The 19843-nt window shown below is 72.2% G+C and carries 17 protein-coding genes and 1 pseudogene; 4 read left to right on the top strand and 14 right to left on the bottom strand.

Features of this window, described 5'->3' with window-relative positions; genetic code table 11:
- Positions 1-101 precede the first annotated feature (101 nt).
- From OG792_RS11455 to pyrR, 7 genes are read right to left on the bottom strand one after another with little or no spacing between them, the layout of a single operon-like run.
- Positions 102-1376: an adenosylmethionine--8-amino-7-oxononanoate transaminase gene (locus OG792_RS11455; RefSeq protein ID WP_329109350.1), complete on the bottom strand. Its 1275-nt coding sequence runs from the start codon at positions 1374-1376 to the stop codon at positions 102-104.
- Complete coding sequence (locus tag OG792_RS11450; RefSeq protein WP_329109349.1) at positions 1373-2383, bottom strand: quinone-dependent dihydroorotate dehydrogenase; 1011 nt, start codon at positions 2381-2383, stop codon at positions 1373-1375. Before OG792_RS11450 ends, OG792_RS11455 begins: the two co-directional genes overlap by 4 nt.
- Entirely contained in the window at positions 2380-5754 is a 3375-nt protein-coding gene (carB, locus tag OG792_RS11445) for a carbamoyl-phosphate synthase large subunit (protein WP_329109348.1), read from the bottom strand. The genes OG792_RS11450 and carB overlap by 4 nt, the downstream gene beginning before the upstream one ends.
- On the bottom strand, positions 5747-6952 hold the full coding sequence (gene carA / locus OG792_RS11440; protein ID WP_329109346.1) for a glutamine-hydrolyzing carbamoyl-phosphate synthase small subunit: 1206 nt from the start codon (positions 6950-6952) through the stop codon (positions 5747-5749). Before carA ends, carB begins: the two co-directional genes overlap by 8 nt.
- On the bottom strand, positions 6952-8229 hold the full coding sequence (locus OG792_RS11435; protein WP_329109345.1) for a dihydroorotase: 1278 nt from the start codon (positions 8227-8229) through the stop codon (positions 6952-6954). The genes carA and OG792_RS11435 overlap by 1 nt, the downstream gene beginning before the upstream one ends.
- Before the next feature lie 28 nt (positions 8230-8257).
- Complete coding sequence (locus OG792_RS11430; RefSeq protein ID WP_329109343.1) at positions 8258-9184, bottom strand: aspartate carbamoyltransferase catalytic subunit; 927 nt, start codon at positions 9182-9184, stop codon at positions 8258-8260.
- Complete coding sequence (gene pyrR / locus OG792_RS11425) at positions 9181-9765, bottom strand: bifunctional pyr operon transcriptional regulator/uracil phosphoribosyltransferase PyrR (RefSeq protein WP_329109341.1); 585 nt, start codon at positions 9763-9765, stop codon at positions 9181-9183. The genes OG792_RS11430 and pyrR overlap by 4 nt, the downstream gene beginning before the upstream one ends.
- Before the next feature lie 285 nt (positions 9766-10050).
- On the opposite strand from pyrR, the gene bldD reads away from it, so the two are divergent.
- Positions 10051-10539, top strand: coding sequence for a transcriptional regulator BldD (gene bldD, locus OG792_RS11420; protein ID WP_121159805.1), 489 nt, complete (start codon positions 10051-10053; stop codon positions 10537-10539).
- A 116-nt stretch (positions 10540-10655) separates the two neighbouring features.
- Here the strand turns inward: bldD and nusB are convergent, their stop codons facing one another.
- Complete coding sequence (gene nusB / locus OG792_RS11415; RefSeq protein ID WP_329109338.1) at positions 10656-11066, bottom strand: transcription antitermination factor NusB; 411 nt, start codon at positions 11064-11066, stop codon at positions 10656-10658.
- Positions 11067-11089: 23 nt separating this feature from the next.
- On the bottom strand, positions 11090-11647 hold the full coding sequence (gene efp / locus OG792_RS11410; protein WP_329109337.1) for an elongation factor P: 558 nt from the start codon (positions 11645-11647) through the stop codon (positions 11090-11092).
- 168 nt (positions 11648-11815) lie between these two features.
- Between efp and mptB the strand changes: the two genes are divergently transcribed.
- The gene (gene mptB, locus OG792_RS11405) at positions 11816-13390 is read left to right on the top strand and encodes a polyprenol phosphomannose-dependent alpha 1,6 mannosyltransferase MptB (protein WP_329109336.1); all 1575 of its coding nucleotides are present in this window, start codon (positions 11816-11818) and stop codon (positions 13388-13390) included.
- Positions 13387-14613: pseudogene (locus OG792_RS11400) on the top strand (glycosyltransferase 87 family protein); the annotation flags it as partial. The gene mptB and the pseudogene OG792_RS11400, both read left to right, overlap by 4 nt.
- Here the strand turns inward: OG792_RS11400 and aroQ are convergent.
- The 3 genes from aroQ to OG792_RS11385 all read right to left on the bottom strand — a co-directional run bounded on the left by aroQ (position 14518) and on the right by OG792_RS11385 (position 17183).
- Entirely contained in the window at positions 14518-14994 is a 477-nt protein-coding gene (gene aroQ / locus OG792_RS11395; RefSeq protein ID WP_329111207.1) for a type II 3-dehydroquinate dehydratase, read from the bottom strand. The pseudogene OG792_RS11400 and the gene aroQ overlap by 96 nt on opposite strands.
- Before the next feature lie 5 nt (positions 14995-14999).
- Positions 15000-16079 carry a 3-dehydroquinate synthase gene (aroB, locus tag OG792_RS11390; RefSeq protein ID WP_329109335.1) on the bottom strand — a complete coding sequence of 360 codons (1080 nt, stop codon included), beginning with the start codon at positions 16077-16079 and terminating at the stop codon, positions 15000-15002.
- A gap of 105 nt (positions 16080-16184) precedes the next feature.
- Entirely contained in the window at positions 16185-17183 is a 999-nt protein-coding gene (locus OG792_RS11385; protein WP_329109334.1) for a helix-turn-helix transcriptional regulator, read from the bottom strand.
- 105 nt (positions 17184-17288) lie between these two features.
- Between OG792_RS11385 and OG792_RS11380 the strand changes: the two genes are divergently transcribed.
- Positions 17289-18014 carry an alpha/beta fold hydrolase gene (locus OG792_RS11380; RefSeq protein ID WP_329109333.1) on the top strand — a complete coding sequence of 242 codons (726 nt, stop codon included), beginning with the start codon at positions 17289-17291 and terminating at the stop codon, positions 18012-18014.
- A 9-nt stretch (positions 18015-18023) separates the two neighbouring features.
- Here OG792_RS11380 and OG792_RS11375 read toward each other — a convergent pair whose 3' ends face one another.
- Complete coding sequence (locus tag OG792_RS11375) at positions 18024-18527, bottom strand: shikimate kinase (RefSeq protein ID WP_329109332.1); 504 nt, start codon at positions 18525-18527, stop codon at positions 18024-18026.
- The gene (aroC, locus tag OG792_RS11370; protein ID WP_329109330.1) at positions 18527-19705 is read right to left on the bottom strand and encodes a chorismate synthase; all 1179 of its coding nucleotides are present in this window, start codon (positions 19703-19705) and stop codon (positions 18527-18529) included. The genes OG792_RS11375 and aroC overlap by 1 nt, the downstream gene beginning before the upstream one ends.
- Positions 19706-19843: the final 138 nt, after the last annotated feature.

Below are 19843 nucleotides of genomic sequence, written 5' to 3'. Positions count from 1 at the left end.
GCTCTCCTCTCCTCGCCACGGCGCGGGCGCGCCACGGCTCCAGCGTTCGCCGTGCGGCGACGTGCGGCGGGCCGGCTCGCCACGGACACCCCGGCGGGCGGTCAGCCGGCGGCGACCGCGGCCGCCACCCCGGCGCCGATCCGGGCCAGATCCGCGTCGTCGGTCAGGTACGGCGGCATCGTGTAGACCAGATCGCGGAACGGGCGCAGCCACACGCCGTGGTCGACCGCGGCGGCGGTCGCGGCCGGCAGGTCGACGTCGTGGTCGAGTTGCACCACACCGATCGCGCCGAGCACCCGTACGTCGGCGACGCCCGGCGTACCGCGCAACGGCTCCAGACCCGCCCGCAGACCCGTTTGCACCCTCGCGACCTCGCTGCGCCAGTTTCCGGCCCGCAGCAGCCCGATGGAGGCGTTCGCAACGGCACAGGCGAGCGGGTTGCCCATGAACGTCGGTCCGTGCGCCAACACCCCGCCGGCGCCGATCCCGCGCGCCACCTCCGGCGTGCAGAGCGCCGCCGCGAGGCTCAGGTAACCACCGGTGAGTGCCTTGCCGACGCAGAGCACGTCCGGGGTGACCCCGGCGTGTTCGGCCGCGAACAGCGTGCCGGTACGCCCGAAACCAGTAGCGATCTCGTCGAAAATGAGTAGCACCCCGTGCTCGGCGGTGGCCTCGCGCAAGACCCGTAGGTAGTGCGGATTGTGGAACCGCATCCCGCCGGCACCCTGCACCACCGGCTCGACGATGACCGCCGCCAGTTCGTGCGCGTGCCGCGCGATCCGGTCGACCAGCCCGGCCGCATATTCCTCGTCCACCGGGGCGTCGAAACCGGACGGCGGCACGGGCGCGAACACCTGCCGGGGCAACACGTCCCGCCAGAGATGGTGCATCCCGCCCTCGGGATCGCAGACACTCATCGGCTGGAACGTGTCGCCGTGGTAGCCACCCCGCCAGGTGGCCAGCCGGTGCCGCTCCGGCCGACCCCGGCCGAGCTGGTATTGCAGGCACATCTTGACCGCGACCTCGACGCTGACCGAGCCCGAGTCGCAGAGGAAGACGTGCTCCAGTCCGGGCGGGCTGAGCTCGACCAGGTTGCGGGCCAGTTCGATCGCCGGGGAGTGGGTCAGCCCGCCGAACATCACGTGGCTCATCCGGCCGAGCTGCCCGGTCACCGCGTCGTCCAGCACCGGGTGCCGGTAACCGTGGATCGCGGCCCACCACGACGACATGCCGTCGACCAGTTCCCGCCCGTCGGCCAGCCGCAGGCGTACGCCCTCGGCCCCGGTGACGAGGTACGGCTCGGCGGTCGCCGGCATCGGCGCGTACGGGTGCCAGACGTGCGCGGCGTCGGCGGCGAGCAGTTCGGCGGGGTTCACGGCCGGGCCGAGCGCGCGATCGCACGGGCCAGACCCGGCCCGCGATAAATGAATCCGGTGTAGAGCTGCACCAGGCTCGCCCCGGCGTCGAAGAGTCGGTTCGCGTCGTCCGGTTCCATGATCCCGCCGACCCCGATCACCGGCAGCGCTCCGCCGGTCTCCCGGTGGACGAAGGAGACGACCTCCCGCGCCCGCTCGGTCAACGGTCGTCCGGACAGCCCGCCGGTCTCCGTACCCCGGGGTTGGTCGGCGGCGGCGAGGCCGGCGCGGCGCAGCGTGGTGTTGGTGGCGATGACGCCGGCCGCACCCCGGTCGAGGCAGACCCGCAGCAGTTCGGCGATGGCCGGCTCGGTCAGGTCCGGGGCGATCTTCACCAGCACCGGCTTCTCCCCCACCAGCGCGGCCAGCAGCGCGTCGAGATGCTCCCGGTCCTGCAAGGCGCGCAGGCCCGGGGTGTTCGGCGAGGAGACGTTGACCGCGAAGTAGTCACCGTGCCCGCGCAGCGCCCGGTACGAGGCGACGTAGTCGGCCACCGCGTCGTCCAGCGGGGTCACCTTCGACTTGCCCAGCGAGATGCCCAGCGGCACGCCCAGTGGCCGTCCCGCGTCCAGCCGCCGGGCCAGCGCCTGCGCCCCGTCGTTGTTGAAGCCCATCCGGTTGATCACCGCGGTGCTCTCCGGCAGCCGGAACAGCCGGGGCCGGGGATTGCCCGGCTGGGCGTGCGCGGTGACCGTGCCGACCTCGACGAAACCGAAGCCCAGCGCCGGCCAGGCCGGCAGCGCCACGCCGTTCTTGTCCATCCCGGCGGCCAGCCCGACCGGGTTGGGGAAGTCCAGCCCGAAGACCCGCCGGGGCGCCGCCACCGCGTACGCCGACCGCAGCGCCGCCAGCGCGGCCGGCCGCCCGGCGAGGGCGGCCAGCCGGTGCAGGGTCCACTCGTGTGCCGTCTCGGCATCGCCACCGCCGAGCCGGAACAGCGCGGGGCGGACCACCCGCTCGAAGATCACTCGCCGGCCCGCAGGGCGGCGTGCAGCTCCTGCAACGGCCGGACGGCCATGTCGCCGCGGATCAGCGCCTCGATGCCCATCACCGCCGCCGCCGCACCCGGCACGGTGGTGATGCACGGGATGTCCGCGGTCACCGCCGCGCTGCGGATCTCGTACCCGTCGGACCGGGCGCTCGCGCCGGAACCCTGCGGGGTGTTGATGACCAGGGCCACCTCACCGGCGGCGATCAGCGAGACCGCGTCCGGACCGGTGCCCGCCTCCTCGTAGTGCTTGCCGATCAGCTCGCAGGCGATGCCGTGCCGGCGCAGCACCTCGCCGGTGCCGACGGTGGCGACGATCTCGAAGCCGAGGTCCACCAGCCGCTTCACCGGGAAGATCATGGCGCGCTTGTCCCGGTTGGCGACCGAGACGAAGACCCGGCCACCGGTGGGCAGCGAACCGTACGCGGCCGCCTGCGACTTGGCGAACGCGTGCCCGAACGCCACGTCGATGCCCATCACCTCACCGGTGGACTTCATCTCCGGCCCGAGCAGCGAGTCGACCCCCTGACCTGCCCGGGTACGGAACCGCTTGAACGGCAGCACCGCCTCCTTGACCGCGATCGGGGCGTCGACCGGCATCGTGCCGCCGTCCCCGGTCGGCGGGAGCAGCCGCTCGGCGCGCAGGTCGGCGATCCGCGCCCCGAGCATGATCCGGGCCGCCGCCTTGGCCAGCGGCACCGCCGTCGCCTTGGAGACGAACGGCACCGTACGCGAGGCGCGCGGGTTGGCCTCCAGCACGTACAGGGTGTCGTCCTTGAGCGCGTACTGCACGTTGAGCAGGCCGCGTACGCCGACGCCACGGGCGATCGCCTCGGTGTAGCGGCGTACGGCGGCCAGGTGCGAACTCGCCAGCGTGATCGGCGGCAGGGCGCAGGACGAGTCGCCGGAGTGGATGCCGGCCTCCTCGATGTGCTCCATCACGCCGCCGATGTAGACCTCGCCGTCGGCGTCGCAGAGCGCGTCCACGTCGATCTCGATCGCGTCGTCGAGGAACCGGTCGACCAGCACCGGGTGGTCCGGCGAGATGTCGGTGGCCCGACCGATGTAGTCGCGCAGCGTCGGGTCGTCGTAGACGATCTCCATGCCCCGGCCGCCGAGCACGTACGAGGGCCGGACCAGCACCGGGTAGCCGATCTCGTCGGCGATCGCCTTGGCCTCGTCGTACGAGGTGGCGGTGCCGTGCTCGGGGGCCCGCAGGCCGGCGCGGGCCAGCACCGCGCCGAACGCGCCCCGGTCCTCGGCCAGGTTGATCGACTCCGGGGAGGTGCCGACGATCGGCACCCCGGCGTTCTTGAGCCGCTGGGCCAGGCCGAGCGGGGTCTGCCCGCCGAGTTGGACGATCACCCCGACCACACCGGGTCCACCGGCGGCCTTCCCGGAGCTGTCCTCGGCGTGCCACACCTCGATGACGTCCTCGAAGGTGAGCGGTTCGAAGTAGAGCCGGTCGGCGGTGTCGTAGTCGGTGGAGACGGTCTCCGGGTTGCAGTTGACCATCACCGTCTCGTAGCCGGTGCCGACCGCGCCCGGCACCGGCGCGCCCTGCAACGCCAGTACGGCGTGCACGCACGAGTAGTCGAACTCGATCCCCTGGCCGATCCGGTTCGGGCCGGAGCCCAGGATCAGCACCTTGGGCCGGTCCGAGCCGGCGACCTCGGTCTCCTCGTCGTAGGACGAGTAGTGGTACGGGGTACTCGCGGCGAACTCGGCGGCGCAGGTGTCCACGGTCTTGTAGACCGGGCGCAGCCCGAGCCGGTGGCGCAGTACGCGTACCCCGTCCTCGGCCGCGAGTTCCGGGCGCAGCGCGGCCACCTGGCGGTCGGAGAGCCCGGCCCGCTTCGCCCGGCGCAGCAGCGCCCCGTCGAGTACGGGCGCCGCGACGATCTCCTCGCGCAGGTCGACCAGGCCGGCGATCTGGTCCAGGAACCAGGGGTCGATGCCGCCGGAGGCGGCCGAGACCTCGGCCACCGAGGCACCCAACCGGAGCGCTCGCTCCACTGTGTACAGTCGTCCGTCGTGCGGGGTAGCCAGGGCGGTCAGGGTGGACTCGACCGTCGACCCGACCGGGTCCGGTACGGTCCAGAACCCGGCCGCCTTCGTCTCCATCGAGCGCATCGCCTTGTTCAGCGCCTCCGTGAAGTTGCGGCCCAGGCTCATCGCCTCGCCCACCGACTTCATCGTGGTGGTCAGCTCCGGGTCGGCGCCGGGGAACTTCTCGAACGCGAACCTCGGGATCTTCACCACCACGTAGTCGAGCGTCGGCTCGAACGCGGCCGGCGTCTTCAGGGTGATGTCGTTCGGGATCTCGTCCAGGGTGTAACCGATGGCGAGCTTCGCCGCGATCTTCGCGATCGGGAAGCCGGTCGCCTTGGAGGCCAACGCCGACGAACGGGACACCCGGGGGTTCATCTCGATCACGACGATCCGGCCGTCGGTCGGGTTGACCGCGAACTGGATGTTGCAGCCGCCGGTGTCCACCCCGACCTCGCGCAGCACCGCGATACCCAGGTCGCGCAGCTGCTGGTACTCCCGGTCGGTGAGCGTCATGGCCGGCGCCACGGTCACGCTGTCGCCGGTGTGCACACCCATCGGGTCGATGTTCTCGATCGAGCAGACCACCACCACGTTGTCGTGCCGGTCGCGCATCAGTTCGAGCTCGTACTCCTTCCAGCCGAGCACGCTCTCCTCGATCAGGACCTCGTGCACGGGGCTTGCGGTCAGCCCCGCCCCGGCGATCCGGGCCAGGTCCTCGTCGGTGTGCGCCATGCCGGAGCCGAGCCCGCCCATGGTGAACGACGGCCGGATCACCACCGGCAGCCCCAGCTCGCCGACGGTCTGCCGGACCTCGTCCATCGAGTGGCAGACCCGCGAGCGCGGCACCAGGGCGGTCGTCTCGGGGATGCCGATCCGGGCCCCCGCCTTGGCGACGACCTCCTTGAACAGCTGCCGGTCCTCGCCGCGGCGGATCGCGTCGATGTCGGCGCCGATCAGCTCCACACCGTATTTCTCCAGCACACCCGACTCGTGCAGCGCCACCGCGGTGTTCAGCGCGGTCTGGCCGCCGAGGGTGGCCAGCAGCGCGTCCGGCCGCTCCTTCGCGATGACCAGCTCGACGAAGTCCGGGGTGATCGGCTCGACGTAGGTGGCGTCGGCGTACTCCGGGTCGGTCATGATCGTCGCCGGGTTCGAGTTGACCAGGCTGACCCGCAGCCCCTCGCTGCGCAGCACCCGGCACGCCTGGGTGCCGGAGTAGTCGAACTCGCACGCCTGACCGATCACGATCGGGCCGGAACCGATCACCAGGACGTGCTGCAAATCGGTCCGCTTAGGCATGGTTGCCGCCCTCGTTCTCGTCGCCCTGGTTACGCCCGCCCGAGTGCCGCCCGCCCGGCTGCCGCTCGCCCTCGATCAGCTCCGCGAAGCGATCGAACAGGTAGTCCGCGTCGTGCGGGCCGGCGGCCGCCTCCGGGTGGTACTGCACGGTGAACGCGGGCACATCCCTGGCCCGCAGGCCCTCGACCACATTGTCGTTGAGGCAAACGTGACTGACCTCGACCGCGCCGAAGTCGGTGTCGATGAACTGGCCCGCCGGCACCTCCTGGCCGGGTTCGCGGCCCGGCCAGTCGACGGCGAAGCCGTGGTTGTGCGAGGTGACCTCGACCCGGCCGGTGACCCGGTCCAGCACCGGCTGGTTGATGCCACGGTGGCCGTAGCCCAGCTTGTACGTGCCGAAGCCGAGCGCCCGGCCGAGGATCTGGCTGCCGAAGCAGATGCCGAACAGCGGAATCCGCCGGGTCAGCACCTCGCGGGCCAGCGCCACCGGGTGGTCGGCGGTGGCCGGGTCGCCCGGACCGGGCGAGAAGAAGACCGCGTCCGCGCCGGTGGCGAGCAGGTCGTCGATGGTCGACGAGGCCGGCAGCACGTGGGTGGTGACCCCACGGGCGGCGAGCCGGCGCGGCACGTTGCGCTTGATCCCCAGGTCCAGCGCGGCGACCGTGAACCGGTGCGCGCCCACCGCCTCGACCGTGTACGGCCTGGACGTGCTCACCTCGGCCGACAGGTCGGCGCCGACCATCTCCGGGGTGGCCCGGACCCGGGCCAGCAGGGCCCTCGGGTCGTCGTCGAGGCTGGAGATGCCGACCCGCATCGCGCCCCTGTCGCGAAGATGGCGGGTCAGCGCACGGGTGTCGATGCCACTGATGCCGACCACGCCCTCGGCGGCCAGCCGGTCCTCCAGAGAGCCGGTCGCCCGCCAGTTGGAGCCCAGCCGGGCCGGGTCGCGGACCACGTAGCCGGCCACCCAGATCCGGCCCGACTCGTCGTCCTCGCCGTTGACCCCGGTGTTGCCGATGTGCGGCGCGGTCTGCACCACCACCTGACGGTGGTAGGACGGGTCGGTCAGCGTCTCCTGGTAGCCGGTCATGCCGGTGTTGAAGACGGCCTCACCGAAGGTCTCCCCCACACTGCCGTACGCCTCACCGTGGAACGTCCGACCATCCTCCAGTACGAGGATCGCGGGCCTGCGTCGCATTATTTAACGGCCTTTCCATCGAGAACAGTCGCTTCGCCGCGCAGGAACGTGGCCATGATCCGGCCGGGCAGCACGGTGCCGGCGTACGGGGTGTTGCGGCTGCGGGAGGCCAGCTCGGCGGGGTCGACGGTACGGCGCACGGCCGGGTCGACCAGGGTGAGGTTGGCCACCACCCCCGGTGCCGGGTCGCGCCCGTGCTCGGTCAGCCCGGCGATCCGCGCCGGCACCCGGGACATCCGCTCGGCGATCAGGTCCCAGCGCTCGCCGAGCACCGAGAGCAGCACCGGCAGGGCGGTCTCCAGCCCGAGCATGCCCGGCCGGGCGTACGCCCACTCGCACTCCTTGTCCTCCAGCGCGTGCGGGGCGTGGTCGGTGGCGACGATGTCGATGATCCCCTCGACCAGGGCGGCGCGCAGGGCGGCCACGTCGGTGGCCGTACGCAAGGGTGGGTTGACCTTGAAGACCGGGTCGTAGCTGGCCGCCAGCTCGTCGGTGAGCAGCAGGTGGTGCGGGGTGACCTCGGCGGTCACCCGGACCCCGCGCGCCTTGGCCTGGCGCAGCACCTCGACGCTGCCGGCGGTCGAGACGTGGCAGACGTGCAGCCGGCTGCCGACGTGCTCGGCCAGCAGCACGTCCCGGGCGATGATCGCCTCCTCGGCCACCGCCGGCCAGCCGGTCAGGCCGAGCCGGGTGGAGACCTCGCCCTCGTGCAGCTGGGCGCCCTCGGTCAGCCGGGGCTCCTCGGCGTGCTGCGCGATCACCCCGTCGAACGCCTTGACGTATTCCAGGGCCCGACGCATCAGCCTCGGGTCGGCCACGCAGTGGCCGTCGTCGGAGAAGATCCGCACCCGGGCGGCGGAGTCGGCCATCGCGCCGAGTTCGGCCAGCCGCTCCCCGCCGAGGCCGACGGTGACCGCGCCGATCGGCTGCACGTCGACCAGACCGGCCTCCCGACCGAGCCGCCAGACCTGTTCCACCACTCCGGCGGTGTCCGCGACCGGCGAGGTGTTCGCCATCGCGCAGACGGCCGTGTAGCCGCCGAGCGCGGCGGCGCGGGAACCGGACTCGACCGTCTCGGCGTCCTCCCGACCCGGTTCGCGCAGGTGGGTGTGCAGGTCGACCAGGCCGGGCAGGGCCACCAGGCCGTCGGCGTCGACCACCGTGGCGCCACGGGCGTCAAGGTTGCGCCCGGTGGCGACCACCAGGCCGTCGCGCAGCAGCAGGTCGGTCGGCTCGGCGCCGACCACCCGGGCGCCCTTGATCAGGTACGCGGTCATGACGTCGTTCCCCTCGGGAGCGGACGGTTCACTGGTTCTTTCCCCCCAGGAGCAGGTACAGGACGGCCATCCGTACGGAAACCCCGTTGGTGACCTGTTCGACGATGGTGGAGCGGGGTGAGTCGGCCACCTCCGGGGCGATCTCCATGCCCCGGTTCATCGGGCCGGGGTGCATGACGATCGCGTGGTCCGGCAGCCGGCGCATCCGGGGCCCGTCCAGGCCGTAGCGGCGGGCGTACTCGCGGGCGGACGGGAAGTAGGAGTCGGCCATCCGTTCCCGCTGCACCCGCAGCATCATCACCACGTCGGCGCTGGGCAGCACCGCGTCCAGGTCGTACGAGACGTCGGTGCCGGGGGCGAGCGCGGCGGCGATGTCGACCGGGATCAGGGTCGGCGGCCCGACCAGGGTCACCTTCGCCCCGAGGGTGGACAGCAGCAGCACGTTGGAGCGGGCCACCCGGCTGTGCAGCACGTCGCCGACCACCGCCACGTGCAGTCCGGCGAGCCGCCCCAGCCGGGACCGCATCGTGTACGCGTCCAGCAGCGCCTGGGTCGGGTGCTCGTGGGTGCCGTCACCGGCGTTGACCACCACCCCGTCGACCCAGTTGGCCAGCCGGTGCGGGGCGCCCGAGGCGGGGTGCCGGATGACCACCGCGTCGGCGCCCATCGCCTGGAGGGTCAGCGCGGTGTCCTTCAGACTCTCGCCCTTGGAGACGCTCGACCCCTTGGCCGAAAAGTTGATCACGTCGGCGGAGAGCCGCTTCGCCGCCGCCTCGAACGAGATCCGGGTCCGGGTGGAGTCCTCATAGAAGAGGTTGACCACGGTCCGGCCGCGCAGCGCGGGCAGCTTCTTCACCTCGCGCCCGGCCACCGTCGCCATCTCGGCGGCGGTGTCCAGGATCAGCGTGGCCGTGGTCGCGTCCAGATCGGCCCCGGAGAGCAGGTGCCTGATCACAGCGTGGGCCTCCCGAACAGCTTGACCTCGTCCGCACCGTCGACCTCGGCGAGCGTGACCCGGACGCTCTCGGCCAGCGCGGTGGGGATGTTCTTGCCGACGTAGTCGGCCCGGATGGGCAGTTCCCGGTGGCCGCGGTCGACCAGCACGGCCAACTGCACGGAGCTGGGGCGACCGAGGTCGCTCAGCGCGTCCAGCGCGGCCCGGACCGAGCGGCCGGAGAAGAGGACGTCGTCGACCAGGACCACCCGCTTGCCGTCGACCCCACCGGGCGGCACCTCGGTCGGCCCGATGGCCCGGGTCGCGTGCCGGCGTAGATCGTCGCGGTAAAGGGTGATATCGAGCACACCGACGGGCACCGCAATGCCCTCGAAGGTGTTGATCCGGGCGGCCAGCCGGCGGGCCAGCGGAACCCCACGGGTGGGAATCCCGAGCAGCACGGTGTCGGCGGCGCCCTGGGTTTTTTCGAGAATCTGATGTGCGATCCGGTCGACCACGCGTTGCAGATCGGCGCTGGTCAGGATGACCTTCACAGACGGTGGCGAAGCGACCGGGGGTTGGGCGGCCTGCGGGAAGGCCACGGCGGACCTCCTTCCCCGCCTCGCTGGACGGGTCGTTAAAGGATGTCGGATCCGGCCCGGACCGCACGCGGTCAGGCCGGGGGCTGATCACCACGTTACCAGCGACCGGTCGGCGGGCCCGGGCGGGGCGCTGACCGTCCGGTCAACGAACAGATTTCAGGTTCGTGACCACGATCTTGCCAACGGGAAGGTAACGACCACTTGACCACGTGTCGCAATCCCCGTACCGTCACGCTCCGTAGCGACCGCTGGGGAGATCCCCGAGCCAGCACTGGGAGTGTCCGAATGCCCTCTGAATACGCCAAGTCGTTGGGCGCCCGCCTGCGCTCTATCCGTCAGCAGCAGGGGCTGTCCCTGCAGGGGGTGGAGGAGAAGTCGAACGGGCGTTGGAAGGCCGTCGTCGTCGGGTCGTACGAGCGTGGTGACCGTGCGGTCACCGTCTCGCGCCTCGCCGAGCTGGCGGACTTCTACCGGGTGCCCGTCGCGGAACTGCTGCCGGACGGCAGCGGGGTCCGGCACGAGCCCACGAACAAGATCGTCCTGGACCTGGAGCGCCTCTACGACGAGGCCTCCGAGGAGCTCGCGTACGTCGCCCGTTATGCCCGCGCCATCCAGCAGCAGCGGGGCGACTACAACGGCCGGGTGTTGTCGATCCGCGCGGACGACCTGCGCGCGCTCGCCATCGTCTACGACTCGTCGCCCTCCGGGCTGATCGAGCGGCTGACCGAGCACGGCGTACTCGTCGCCGACCCGCGGGCGCTCTTCGCCTCCTGATTTACCCCCGCAGGACAGTACGAAGGCAGTATGAAAGGGGGCGCCCTGCCGGGCGCCCCCTTTTCACGTCCACCGGGTCGCGCGTCCGGGGTACGCCCCGGAGCGCGGGCTCGGGGTCAGCGGGTGGCGTACTCGGCGATCCGGCCGAGGATCCCGTTGAGGAAGCGCGGCGAGTCGTCGGTCGACATCTGCTTGGCCAGCTCGACCGCCTCGCTGATCGCCACCGCGTCGTCGATCTCCTCGGCATAGAGCAGCTCGTAGACGGCGATCCGGGCCAGGTTCCGGTCGACCACCGGCATCCGCTCCAGCGTCCAGCCCTCGGCGTAGCTGGCGATCAGCTCGTCGATCCGGTCCAGGTGACCGGCCACACCCTCGACCAGCCCGATGGCGTAGTCCATGTGCTCCGGCCGGGGCGGAGTCAGTCGTTGCAGATAACCGGCCAACACCTCGACCGGGGGTAGATCCCGCTGGTCGGCCTCGTAGAGGACGTCCAGCGCCCGCTTACGCGCCTTGCGACGCGCGGGCATTTGTTGCTTGGGGCCCTCGGCCATCAGCCGCGGCCGAGGTAACGGCCGTCGCGGGTGTCGACCTTGATCTTCTCACCGGTGGTGATGAACAGCGGCACCTGCACGGTCGCACCGGTCTCCACGGTCGCCGGCTTGTTGCCGCCGGTCGAGCGATCGCCCTGCAAACCCGGCTCGGTGTACGTGACCTCCAGGATCACGCTGGTCGGCAGCTCGATGTAGAGCGGCACCGCCTCGTGGGTGGCGACGATCGCCTCGGCCTCGGGCAGCAGGTAGTTCACGGCGTCGCCAACGGTGGCACCGGGCACATGGATCTGGTCGTAGGTCTCCAGGTCCATGAACACGTAGTCTTCGCCGTCGGCGTAGAGGTACTGCATGGTCCGCTTGTCGACGGTGGCCGTTTCGACCTTGGTGCCCGCGTTGAACGTCTTGTCGACGACCTTGCCGGACAGCACGTTCTTCAATGTGGTGCGCACGAACGCACCACCCTTGCCGGGTTTGACGTGCTGGAACTCCACGACAGCCCAGAGTTGGTCGTCGAGGTTGAGGACCAGACCGTTTTTGAGGTCGTTGGTGGTGGCCATTTCCTGCCTTGATCTTCAATTGGCGGACAGACCTAACGAGTCTACTTGCCGGGACGCCCTCCGCGCTGGCACGGGTACGGGCGGTTGATCGAGACCGGACGCGTGTCGGTCACGCCCCGGACAACTCGCGGTCGCGTTCGGGACATCCGTCGCTGACAGCGTGCACGGGTGCCGCACCCGGTCACCCGACTCTCCGTGCTCGCCCGCTGCCGCGCCCTGGGAGTGGCCGGGGTGATCCTGTTGGCGCTCGGCGCCGCCGGGGCCGGCGCGCTGCCCACCCGCGACCCCTTCCCCGTCCTGGACGAACTGCGCCGGCACCCCGGGCTCGGCCTGGTCTGCGCCTCGTTCGGGCTGGCCCTGCTGGTCGCGGCCTGGTGGTTGCTGGGCCGGCTGGTCCGGGGCGACGACCCGCCCCGCCCGGCGGCCCTGCTCGGCACGCTGGCGCTGTGGGCGGCGCCGCTGCTGGTCGCACCGCCGATCTTCAGCCGCGACGTCTACAGCTACCTGGCCCAGGGAGCGATGGTCGGCGCCGGACTGGACGTCTACCGGCACGGACCGGCGACCCTCGGTGGGCCGCTGGCCGCCGAGGTGCCGGCGATCTGGCAGCACACCACCACCCCGTACGGTCCGGTCTTCCTGGTCCTGGCCACGGCGGTGGCGACGGTGACCGGCACCCATGTGGTCCTCGGCGTCCTCGGCCTGCGGATGATCGCCGTGCTCGGCGTGGTCCTGCTCGCCGTGGTCCTGCCCGGCCTGGCCCGGCGGTGCGGGGTCGACCCGGCCGCGGCGCTCTGGCTCGGCGCGCTCAACCCGCTGGTCCTCATCCACCTGGTCGGCGGCGCCCACAACGACGCCCTGATGGTGGGACTGCTCGGCGCCGGACTGGCCGCGGCGGTGGCCCGCCGGCCGGCGCTGGGCACCGCCCTGCTGACGCTGGCCGCCCTGGTGAAGGCGCCGGCCGCGGTCGCGCTGGTGTTCGTCGCCCCGCTCTGGGCCGGGCAGCTCGCCGGCCGCTGGCGGATCGTCCGGGCGCTGACCGGCACCGCCGTGGTGGCGGTCGGCACCACCGTGGCGGTCACCGCCGTCGCCGGCACCGGGTACGGCTGGATCGCCGCCCTGGACACCCCGGTCTCGGCCGCGAACTGGTCGGTGAGCAGTGCCCTGGGCCGGGCCACCCGCGCCCTGCTGGAACTGATCGGCGCGGACGTGGCGCCGCACGCGGTCTCCTTCTGGCGGTGGGCCGGCCTGGCCGTGGCGCTCGCCGCCGGGCTGCTGCTCTGGCTGCGCCGCGACGAACTCGGACCCGTGTACGCCCTCGGGCTCGGCCTCGGCGCCCTGGTGATCTTCGGCCCGGCGATCCGGCCCTGGTACCTGCTCTGGGGACTGGTGCCGGTCGCCGCCGCCGCGGCCGACGGGGCGCTGCGCCGCTGGGCCGCGCTCGCCTGTGCCGTACTGGCGCTGGTGATCCTGCCGGACGGGTTCGCGCCGGGGCTGACCGAGCTCGGTCAGGTGACCCTCGGCGGCGGGCTGGCCGTACTGCTGGTCCTGGCGCTGCGCCACCGGGGCCGATTCCGGTTCCACCCGGCCGGACCGGGGCTGCCCGCAGCCCGTCCCGGACCGGGTCTACCCGCAGTCCGTCCGGGGCTGGGTCTACCCGAAGCACATCCGCAGCTGCCCGCCCAGCGGGTACCCGCCCGGCGGCTGCCCGCACCGGATCCGTCACCATCGGGAGGAACACGTTGAGCCGACTCCGGGCTCCCCGCCGTACCCGCGACCGGGTGCTGCTGATCGGCACGCTGGTCGCGCTCTGCGCGCTGTTCCTGGCCACCGTGCCGGTGCATCGGGGCTTCTTCGACGTCGGTGTCTACCAGGGCGCGGTGACCCACTGGCTGCGCGACGGCGGGCAGCTCTACGACTACCTGCGCCCCGGCACCCGGTACGGCTTCACCTACCCGCCGTTCGCCGCGCTGATCATGAGCCCACTGGCCCTGGTCGGCTGGAACGCGGCGATCGTCACCAGCATCGTGGTCAACGTGGCCGCCGCCGGGCTGGTGATCCACTGGCTGCTCGACCCGATCGCCCGCCGCCAGGGCTGGCCGCGCTGGTGGGCGTACGCGCTGATCGGGTGTGCGGTGGCGGTCTACGAACCGGTCCGGGACACGGTCAGCTTCGGGCAGGTCAACCTGCTGCTGCTGATGCTGGTGCTGACCGATCTGATGCTGGCCCGGACCGGCCGGCACCGGTTCGCCGGGATCGGTATCGGTCTCGCCTCGGCGATCAAACTGACCCCGGCGGTGTTCATCGTCTACCTGGTGCTGGCCGGGCGCTGGCGGGCCGCCGCCGTGGCAACCGGTACCGCCGCCGGCGCGACCGTGCTCGCCGCCGTACTGGCCCCGCAGCCGTCGTACGTGTTCTGGACGCACGCGCTGTGGAACACCGACCGGGTCGGCGACCTGGGCTACGTGTCGAACCAGTCGCTCCAGGGCCTGCTGACCCGGCTCGACCCGGATCTGGGTCGGGGCGTCTGGCTGGTGGCGGTGCTGGCCGTGCTCGCACTCTGGGCGGTACGCGTACGCCGGGCGGCCCGCGCCGACGACCAGCTCGCCGGCCTCGCCCTCACCGGGATCGTCGGCTGCCTGGTCAGCCCGATCACCTGGGTGCACCACCTGGTCTGGCTGCTGCCCGCGCTGGCGGTGCTCGGCAACGCCGCGCTGCGCGCCGGACCGGGCGGGCGCCGACGCCGGCTCGGCACCGCCACCGGCGTCGCCTACGTCCTGCTGTGCAGCAGCGTCGTCTGGCTCTGGTGGGACGACGCCAGCGGGTTGGACGGGCTGATCGGCGCCAACGCGTACGTCTGGATCAGCCTGGCGCTACTGGTCGGCCTGCCGATCGGCACTCACACGGTCGGCACTCGCGCGGTCGGCACTCACACGGTCGGCGAGGTGGAGCAGCGCCAGCCGGTAGCCGTCCACGCCCAGTCCGCAGATCACACCGGTGGCGACGGCGGAGACGACCGAGTGGTGGCGGAACTCCTCCCGCGTGTGGATGTTGGAGATGTGCACCTCGACCAGCGGCCCGCGGAGCATGGCGCAGGCGTCCCGGACCGCGTACGAATAATGTGACCAGGCGGCCGGGTTGAGCACCACCGCCGCCTGTTCGTCGGCGGCGGTGTGCAGCCAGCCGAGCAGTTCGTGCTCGGCGTCGGTCTGCCGTACCTCGACGTCGAGGCCGAGTTCCCGGCCGGTGCGCTCGCAGAGGTCGACCAGCCCGGCGTAGCTGGTCAGCCCGTACACGTCGACCTGGCGGGTGCCGAGCCGGCCGAGGTTGGGACCGTTGAGGACGTACACCTTCGTCACCGGGCCACCGCCTCGTCGTACGCCGCCCGCAGCAGGTCCTCGTCGGGTCCTTCGAGGATCGCCGGCCGGGCCAGCCCGTCGAGTACGACGAACCGCAGCCGGTCGCCGCGCGCCTTCTTGTCCACCCGCATCGTGGCCAGCAGGTCCGGCCAGGCGTCGGCCCGGTAACCGGTGGGCAGGTCGAGCAGGTCGAGCACGGCGCGGTGCCGGTCGGCGGTGAGCGGATCCAGTTTGCCGGCGAGCCGGGCCAGGGTGGCGGCGTAGACCAGGCCGACCGACACCGCGTGCCCGTGCCGCCAGCGGTAGCCCTCGGCCTTCTCGATCGCGTGGGCCAGGGTGTGCCCGTAGTTGAGGATCTCGCGTACCCCGGACTCGCGCAGGTCGCCGGAGACGACGTCCGCCTTGACCTGGATCGCCCGTTCGATCAGCTCCCGGACCACCGGTGCCCCGGCCCGCGTGGCCGCGACCGGGTCGGCCTCGACCAGGTCGAGAATGACCGGGTCGGCGATGAATCCGCACTTGACCACCTCGGCCAGCCCGGCGACCAGGTCGACCTGCGGCAGGGTGTCCAGGGTGGCCAGGTCGCAGAGCACCCCGGCCGGCGGGTGGAAGGCTCCGACCAGGTTCTTCCCGGCCCCGGTGTTGATACCGGTCTTGCCGCCGACGGCCGCGTCGACCATGCCGAGCAGCGAGGTCGGCACCGCCACCCAGCGGACCCCGCGCAGCCAGCAGGCGGCCACGAAGCCGGCCAGGTCGGTGACCGCGCCGCCGCCGACCCCGACAACCGCATCGGTACGGGTGAAGCCCGCCGCCCCGAGCCGGTCCCAGCAGCGGGCGGCGACGTCGATGTTCTTGCCCGGCTCGGCGTCCGGCACCTCGACCAGCAGCGGCGTATGGCCGTCGGCGCGGACCCGTTCGGCGAGCGCGTCGGCCAGCGCCTTCAGTGGGGGCGCGTAGAGCACCGCCACCCGGTCCGCGCCGGGCAGCAGCCCCGGCAGACTGTCGAGCAGGTCCCGGCCGACGAGGACGTCGTACGCCTGCTCGCCACCGATCGATATCTTCGTCAACTCGTCCATCGGGGCCGAGCCTAGTGCGCCCCCGTCCGGGTGCCGTGCAACCGGCTACTCAGGTGTCCGCATGGCGGGCGGCTTGCTCAGATGTCTTGATGGCAGGCGGGCTGCTCAGGCGTCCGGACGGCGGGCGGCGAGGGTGGCGAGGCGGGTCGCGTGTTCGGCCAGCGCGGTGCGCAGTTCGTCCGGCTGCCGGATGGTGAACGGCCAGCCGAGCCCGGCGAGCAGTTGTGCCATCCCGTCCAGGTTCTCCGCACGGGCGCGCAGCAGCACCCCGTCCGGCGCCTCGGTCAGTTCGGCCAGGCTCGGCGGGATCCGGCGGCGGGCCTCGGTCACGTCGGTCTCCAGCAGCACCTCGACCGACCATGTGTAGGGCACACCGGCCAGGGACCGGGCGACGTGGCCGACCGGGTCGAACCCGTCCGGCACGTTGAACTGCCCCGCTCCCCCGCCGCCCGAGTCCGCTGGGTCTGCCGACGGTTCGACGGCGGCGATCCGGTCGAGGCGGAAGGTGCGCACCTCGTCGCGGCGGTGGTCGTGGCCGGTGACATACCAGCGGCCGGCGTGGAAGACCAGGCCGTACGGGTCGAGGTCGCGGCGGGACTGCTCGCCCCGCCACGAGCGGTAGGTCAGGCTGACCCGACGGCGGGACCGGGTCGCCGCCCCGAGGGTGAGCAGCACGGTCGCCGCCGGACCGGCCGTCTCCGTACGCCGCCGGGCGGTGAAGCCGAGCGTCTGCCGTACGGCGGTGAGCCGGTCGGCCAGCGCCTCGGGCAGCACCCGACTGATCTTGGCCAGCGCCACGGCGGTGGCGGGCGCCTCGGTGCCGAGGCCGAGCTGTTCCGCCGCGACCAGCCCGAGCACCACCGCCACGGCCTCGTCGTCGGTGAGCATCAGCGGCGGCAGCTTGTAGCCGGGCAGCAACCGGTAACCGCCGTACCGGCCCCGGGCCGCGGTCACCGGGATGCCGAGTTCCTCCAGGGTGCGGGCGTAGCGGCGGACGGTGCGCTGGTCGACCCCGAGCCGGGCGCCGAGTTCCGCACCGGTGAGCCGGTGCTGGCTCTGGAGCAGTTCGAGCAGCCCCAGCACCCGGGCGGCGGGATGTGACACGGGCCACCCTCCAATACCGGGCGGATCCTGCCCGGATTCGATCGTACGGTCTCCCGGAGAACGTCAAGCGACGCGGACGACACCGAGCGACAAAGGAGTACGGGGATGAGCACGTTCGTACTGGTTCCGGGGTTCTGGCTGGGCGCATGGGCCTGGCAGGACGTGACCGCCGCGCTGCGGGCGGCCGGGCACGAGGTCCACCCGGTGACCCTGACCGGTCTCGCCGACCGCGCCCACGAGTTGGATGACGAGGTCAGCCTGGAGACCCACACGGTAGACATCGTCGGGCTGATCGAGGCGGCGGACCTGCGGGACGTGGTGCTGGTCGGCCACTCCGGCGGCGGCCTGCCGGTCACCCAGGCCGCAGACCGGATCCCGGACCGGATCGCCCGGGTGGTCTACGTCGACAGCGCCCCGCTACCCGACGGCGTCTCCCAGTTCGACACCAACCCACCCGAGGAACAGGACCACGTCCGCGACCTGGTCCGGGACGGACAGCTACCGCCGCCGGCCTGGGACCCGACCGCCGATCCGGACAACCTGGCCGGGCTGGACGAGCCGGCGTTGGCGCTGCTGCGGGAGCGGTCCACGCCGCAACCGCTGCGCACCGCCACCGACCCGGTCCGGCGTACGGGTGGTCGGGCGGTGCCGACCACGCTGGTGGCCTGCATCTTCCCGGTGGAGGTGGTCCGCACGATGATCGAACAGGGCGTGCCGATGTTCGCCGAGCTGGCCGGGGCGGACATCCACGGGTTGCCGACCGGGCACTGGCCGATGCTCAGCGAGCCGAAACGCCTGGCCGACCTGCTCGACTCGATCGCCGCCGGGTGAGCGAGCCGGCTACGGCTTGAGCAGGTGCAGGATCTCGTCGGCCACCTGCTCCGGCGTACGCCCGTCGGTGATCACCGTGTGCGCGGCGACCTCCAAGTAGAGCGGTCGCCGCTGGTCGAGCAGGTACTTGAGGGTGGCGCGCGGGTTGATCGCGAGCAGCGGTCGACCCGCGCCGAGCCCGACCCGCCGGATCGCGTCGGTCAGCTCCACCGACAGGTAGACCACGGTGTGCCCGGCCAGCGCCGCGCGGGTCGACTCGGCCAGGATCGCACCGCCGCCGAGGGCGAGCACCCCGTCGAACTCACCCAACGCGGCCAGCACGGCGTCGCGTTCGAGCGTACGGAAGCGCTCCTCGCCCTCGTCCACGAAGATCTCCGGGATCAGCCTGCCGGCGGCGGCCTCGATGTCGTGGTCGGTGTCCCGGAAGCCGACGCCGAGCGCGGTGGCGAGCGCCTGCCCGGTGCTGGTCTTGCCGGAGCCGGGCGCCCCGACCAGGATGCAGACCGGGGCCATCAGCGGATCACCAGGTTGTCCAGGTAGCCGGCGAGGTTCCGTTTGATCTCGGCGATCGAGTCGCCACCGAACTTCTCTGTCGCCGCCTCGGCCAGCACCAGCGCCACCATCGCCTCGGCGACCACGGCCGCGGCGGGAACGGCGCACACGTCGGAGCGCTGGTTGATCGCGGTGGCGGGTTCGCCGGTGGTCACGTCGACCGTGGCCAGCGCCCGGTTCAGTGACGAGATCGGCTTCATCGCGGCGCGTACCCGAAGGGGTTCTCCGGTCGTCATGCCACCCTCCAGGCCGCCGGCCCGGTCGGTGACCCGGCGCACCCCGGTCGCGGTCGGCACGATCTCGTCGTGCGCGACCGAGCCGCGAGAGCGGGCCTGGAGCCAGGCGTCGCCGATCTCCACGCCCTTGATCGCCTGGATCGACATCAGCGCGGTGGCGAGCCGGGCGTCGATCTTGCGATCCCACTGCACGTGGCTGCCCAGACCAGGCGGAAGATTGTATGCCAGCACCTCGACGATGCCACCGAGGGTGTCGGCGTCCTTCTTCGCGGCGTCGACCTCGGCCACCATCCGGGCGCTCGCCTCCGGGTCGAGGCAGCGCAGCGGGTCGGCGTCGACCCGCTCGGCGTCCTCCGGAAGGGGCTGAAGGCCGGGCTTGGCCGAGACCGACCCGAGCTCGACCACGTGCGAGACGATCTCGATGCCGAGGCCCTGCCGGAGCAGCGCCTTGGCGACGGTGCCGACGGCGACCCGGGCGGCGGTCTCCCGCGCACTGGCCCGCTCCAGGATCGGGCGGGCGTCGGTGTGGCCGTACTTCTGCATGCCGGCGAGGTCGGCGTGACCGGGGCGGGGGCGGGTCAGCGGGGCGTTGCGCGCCTGGCTGGCCAGCTCCTCCGGGTCGACCGGGTCGGCGGACATCACGGTCTGCCACTTGGGCCACTCGGAGTTGCCCACCCGTACGGCGAACGGGCTGCCCAGGGTGACCCCGTGCCGTACGCCACCGATGATCTCGATCTCGTCCCGCTCGAACGCCATCCGAGCACCCCGACCGTAGCCGAGCCGGCGGCGGGCCAGCTCGGCGATGATCTCCTCGCTGGTCACCTCGATTCCGGCGGGCACCCCTTCGAGGAGCGCGACGAGGGCGGGGCCGTGCGATTCACCCGCGGTCAACCAGCGCAACAAGGCGTGAACCTTCCTTCCGTATGGGTGCCTGCCAGCGGGTTCGTCCTCGTCCCACCCGGACGCCACCCACCTGCCAGTTGCCCAGTCTGGCACGTACGGGTGAACCCGTACGTGCCGCATCGCCCTGTCCTGCCCTAC

This window comes from Micromonospora sp. NBC_01699, assembly GCF_036250065.1.
Lineage (GTDB): Bacteria > Actinomycetota > Actinomycetes > Mycobacteriales > Micromonosporaceae > Micromonospora_G.
Note: the sequence above shows the minus strand (reverse complement) of the source record. Positions and strands in the feature narration are given on the sequence as shown.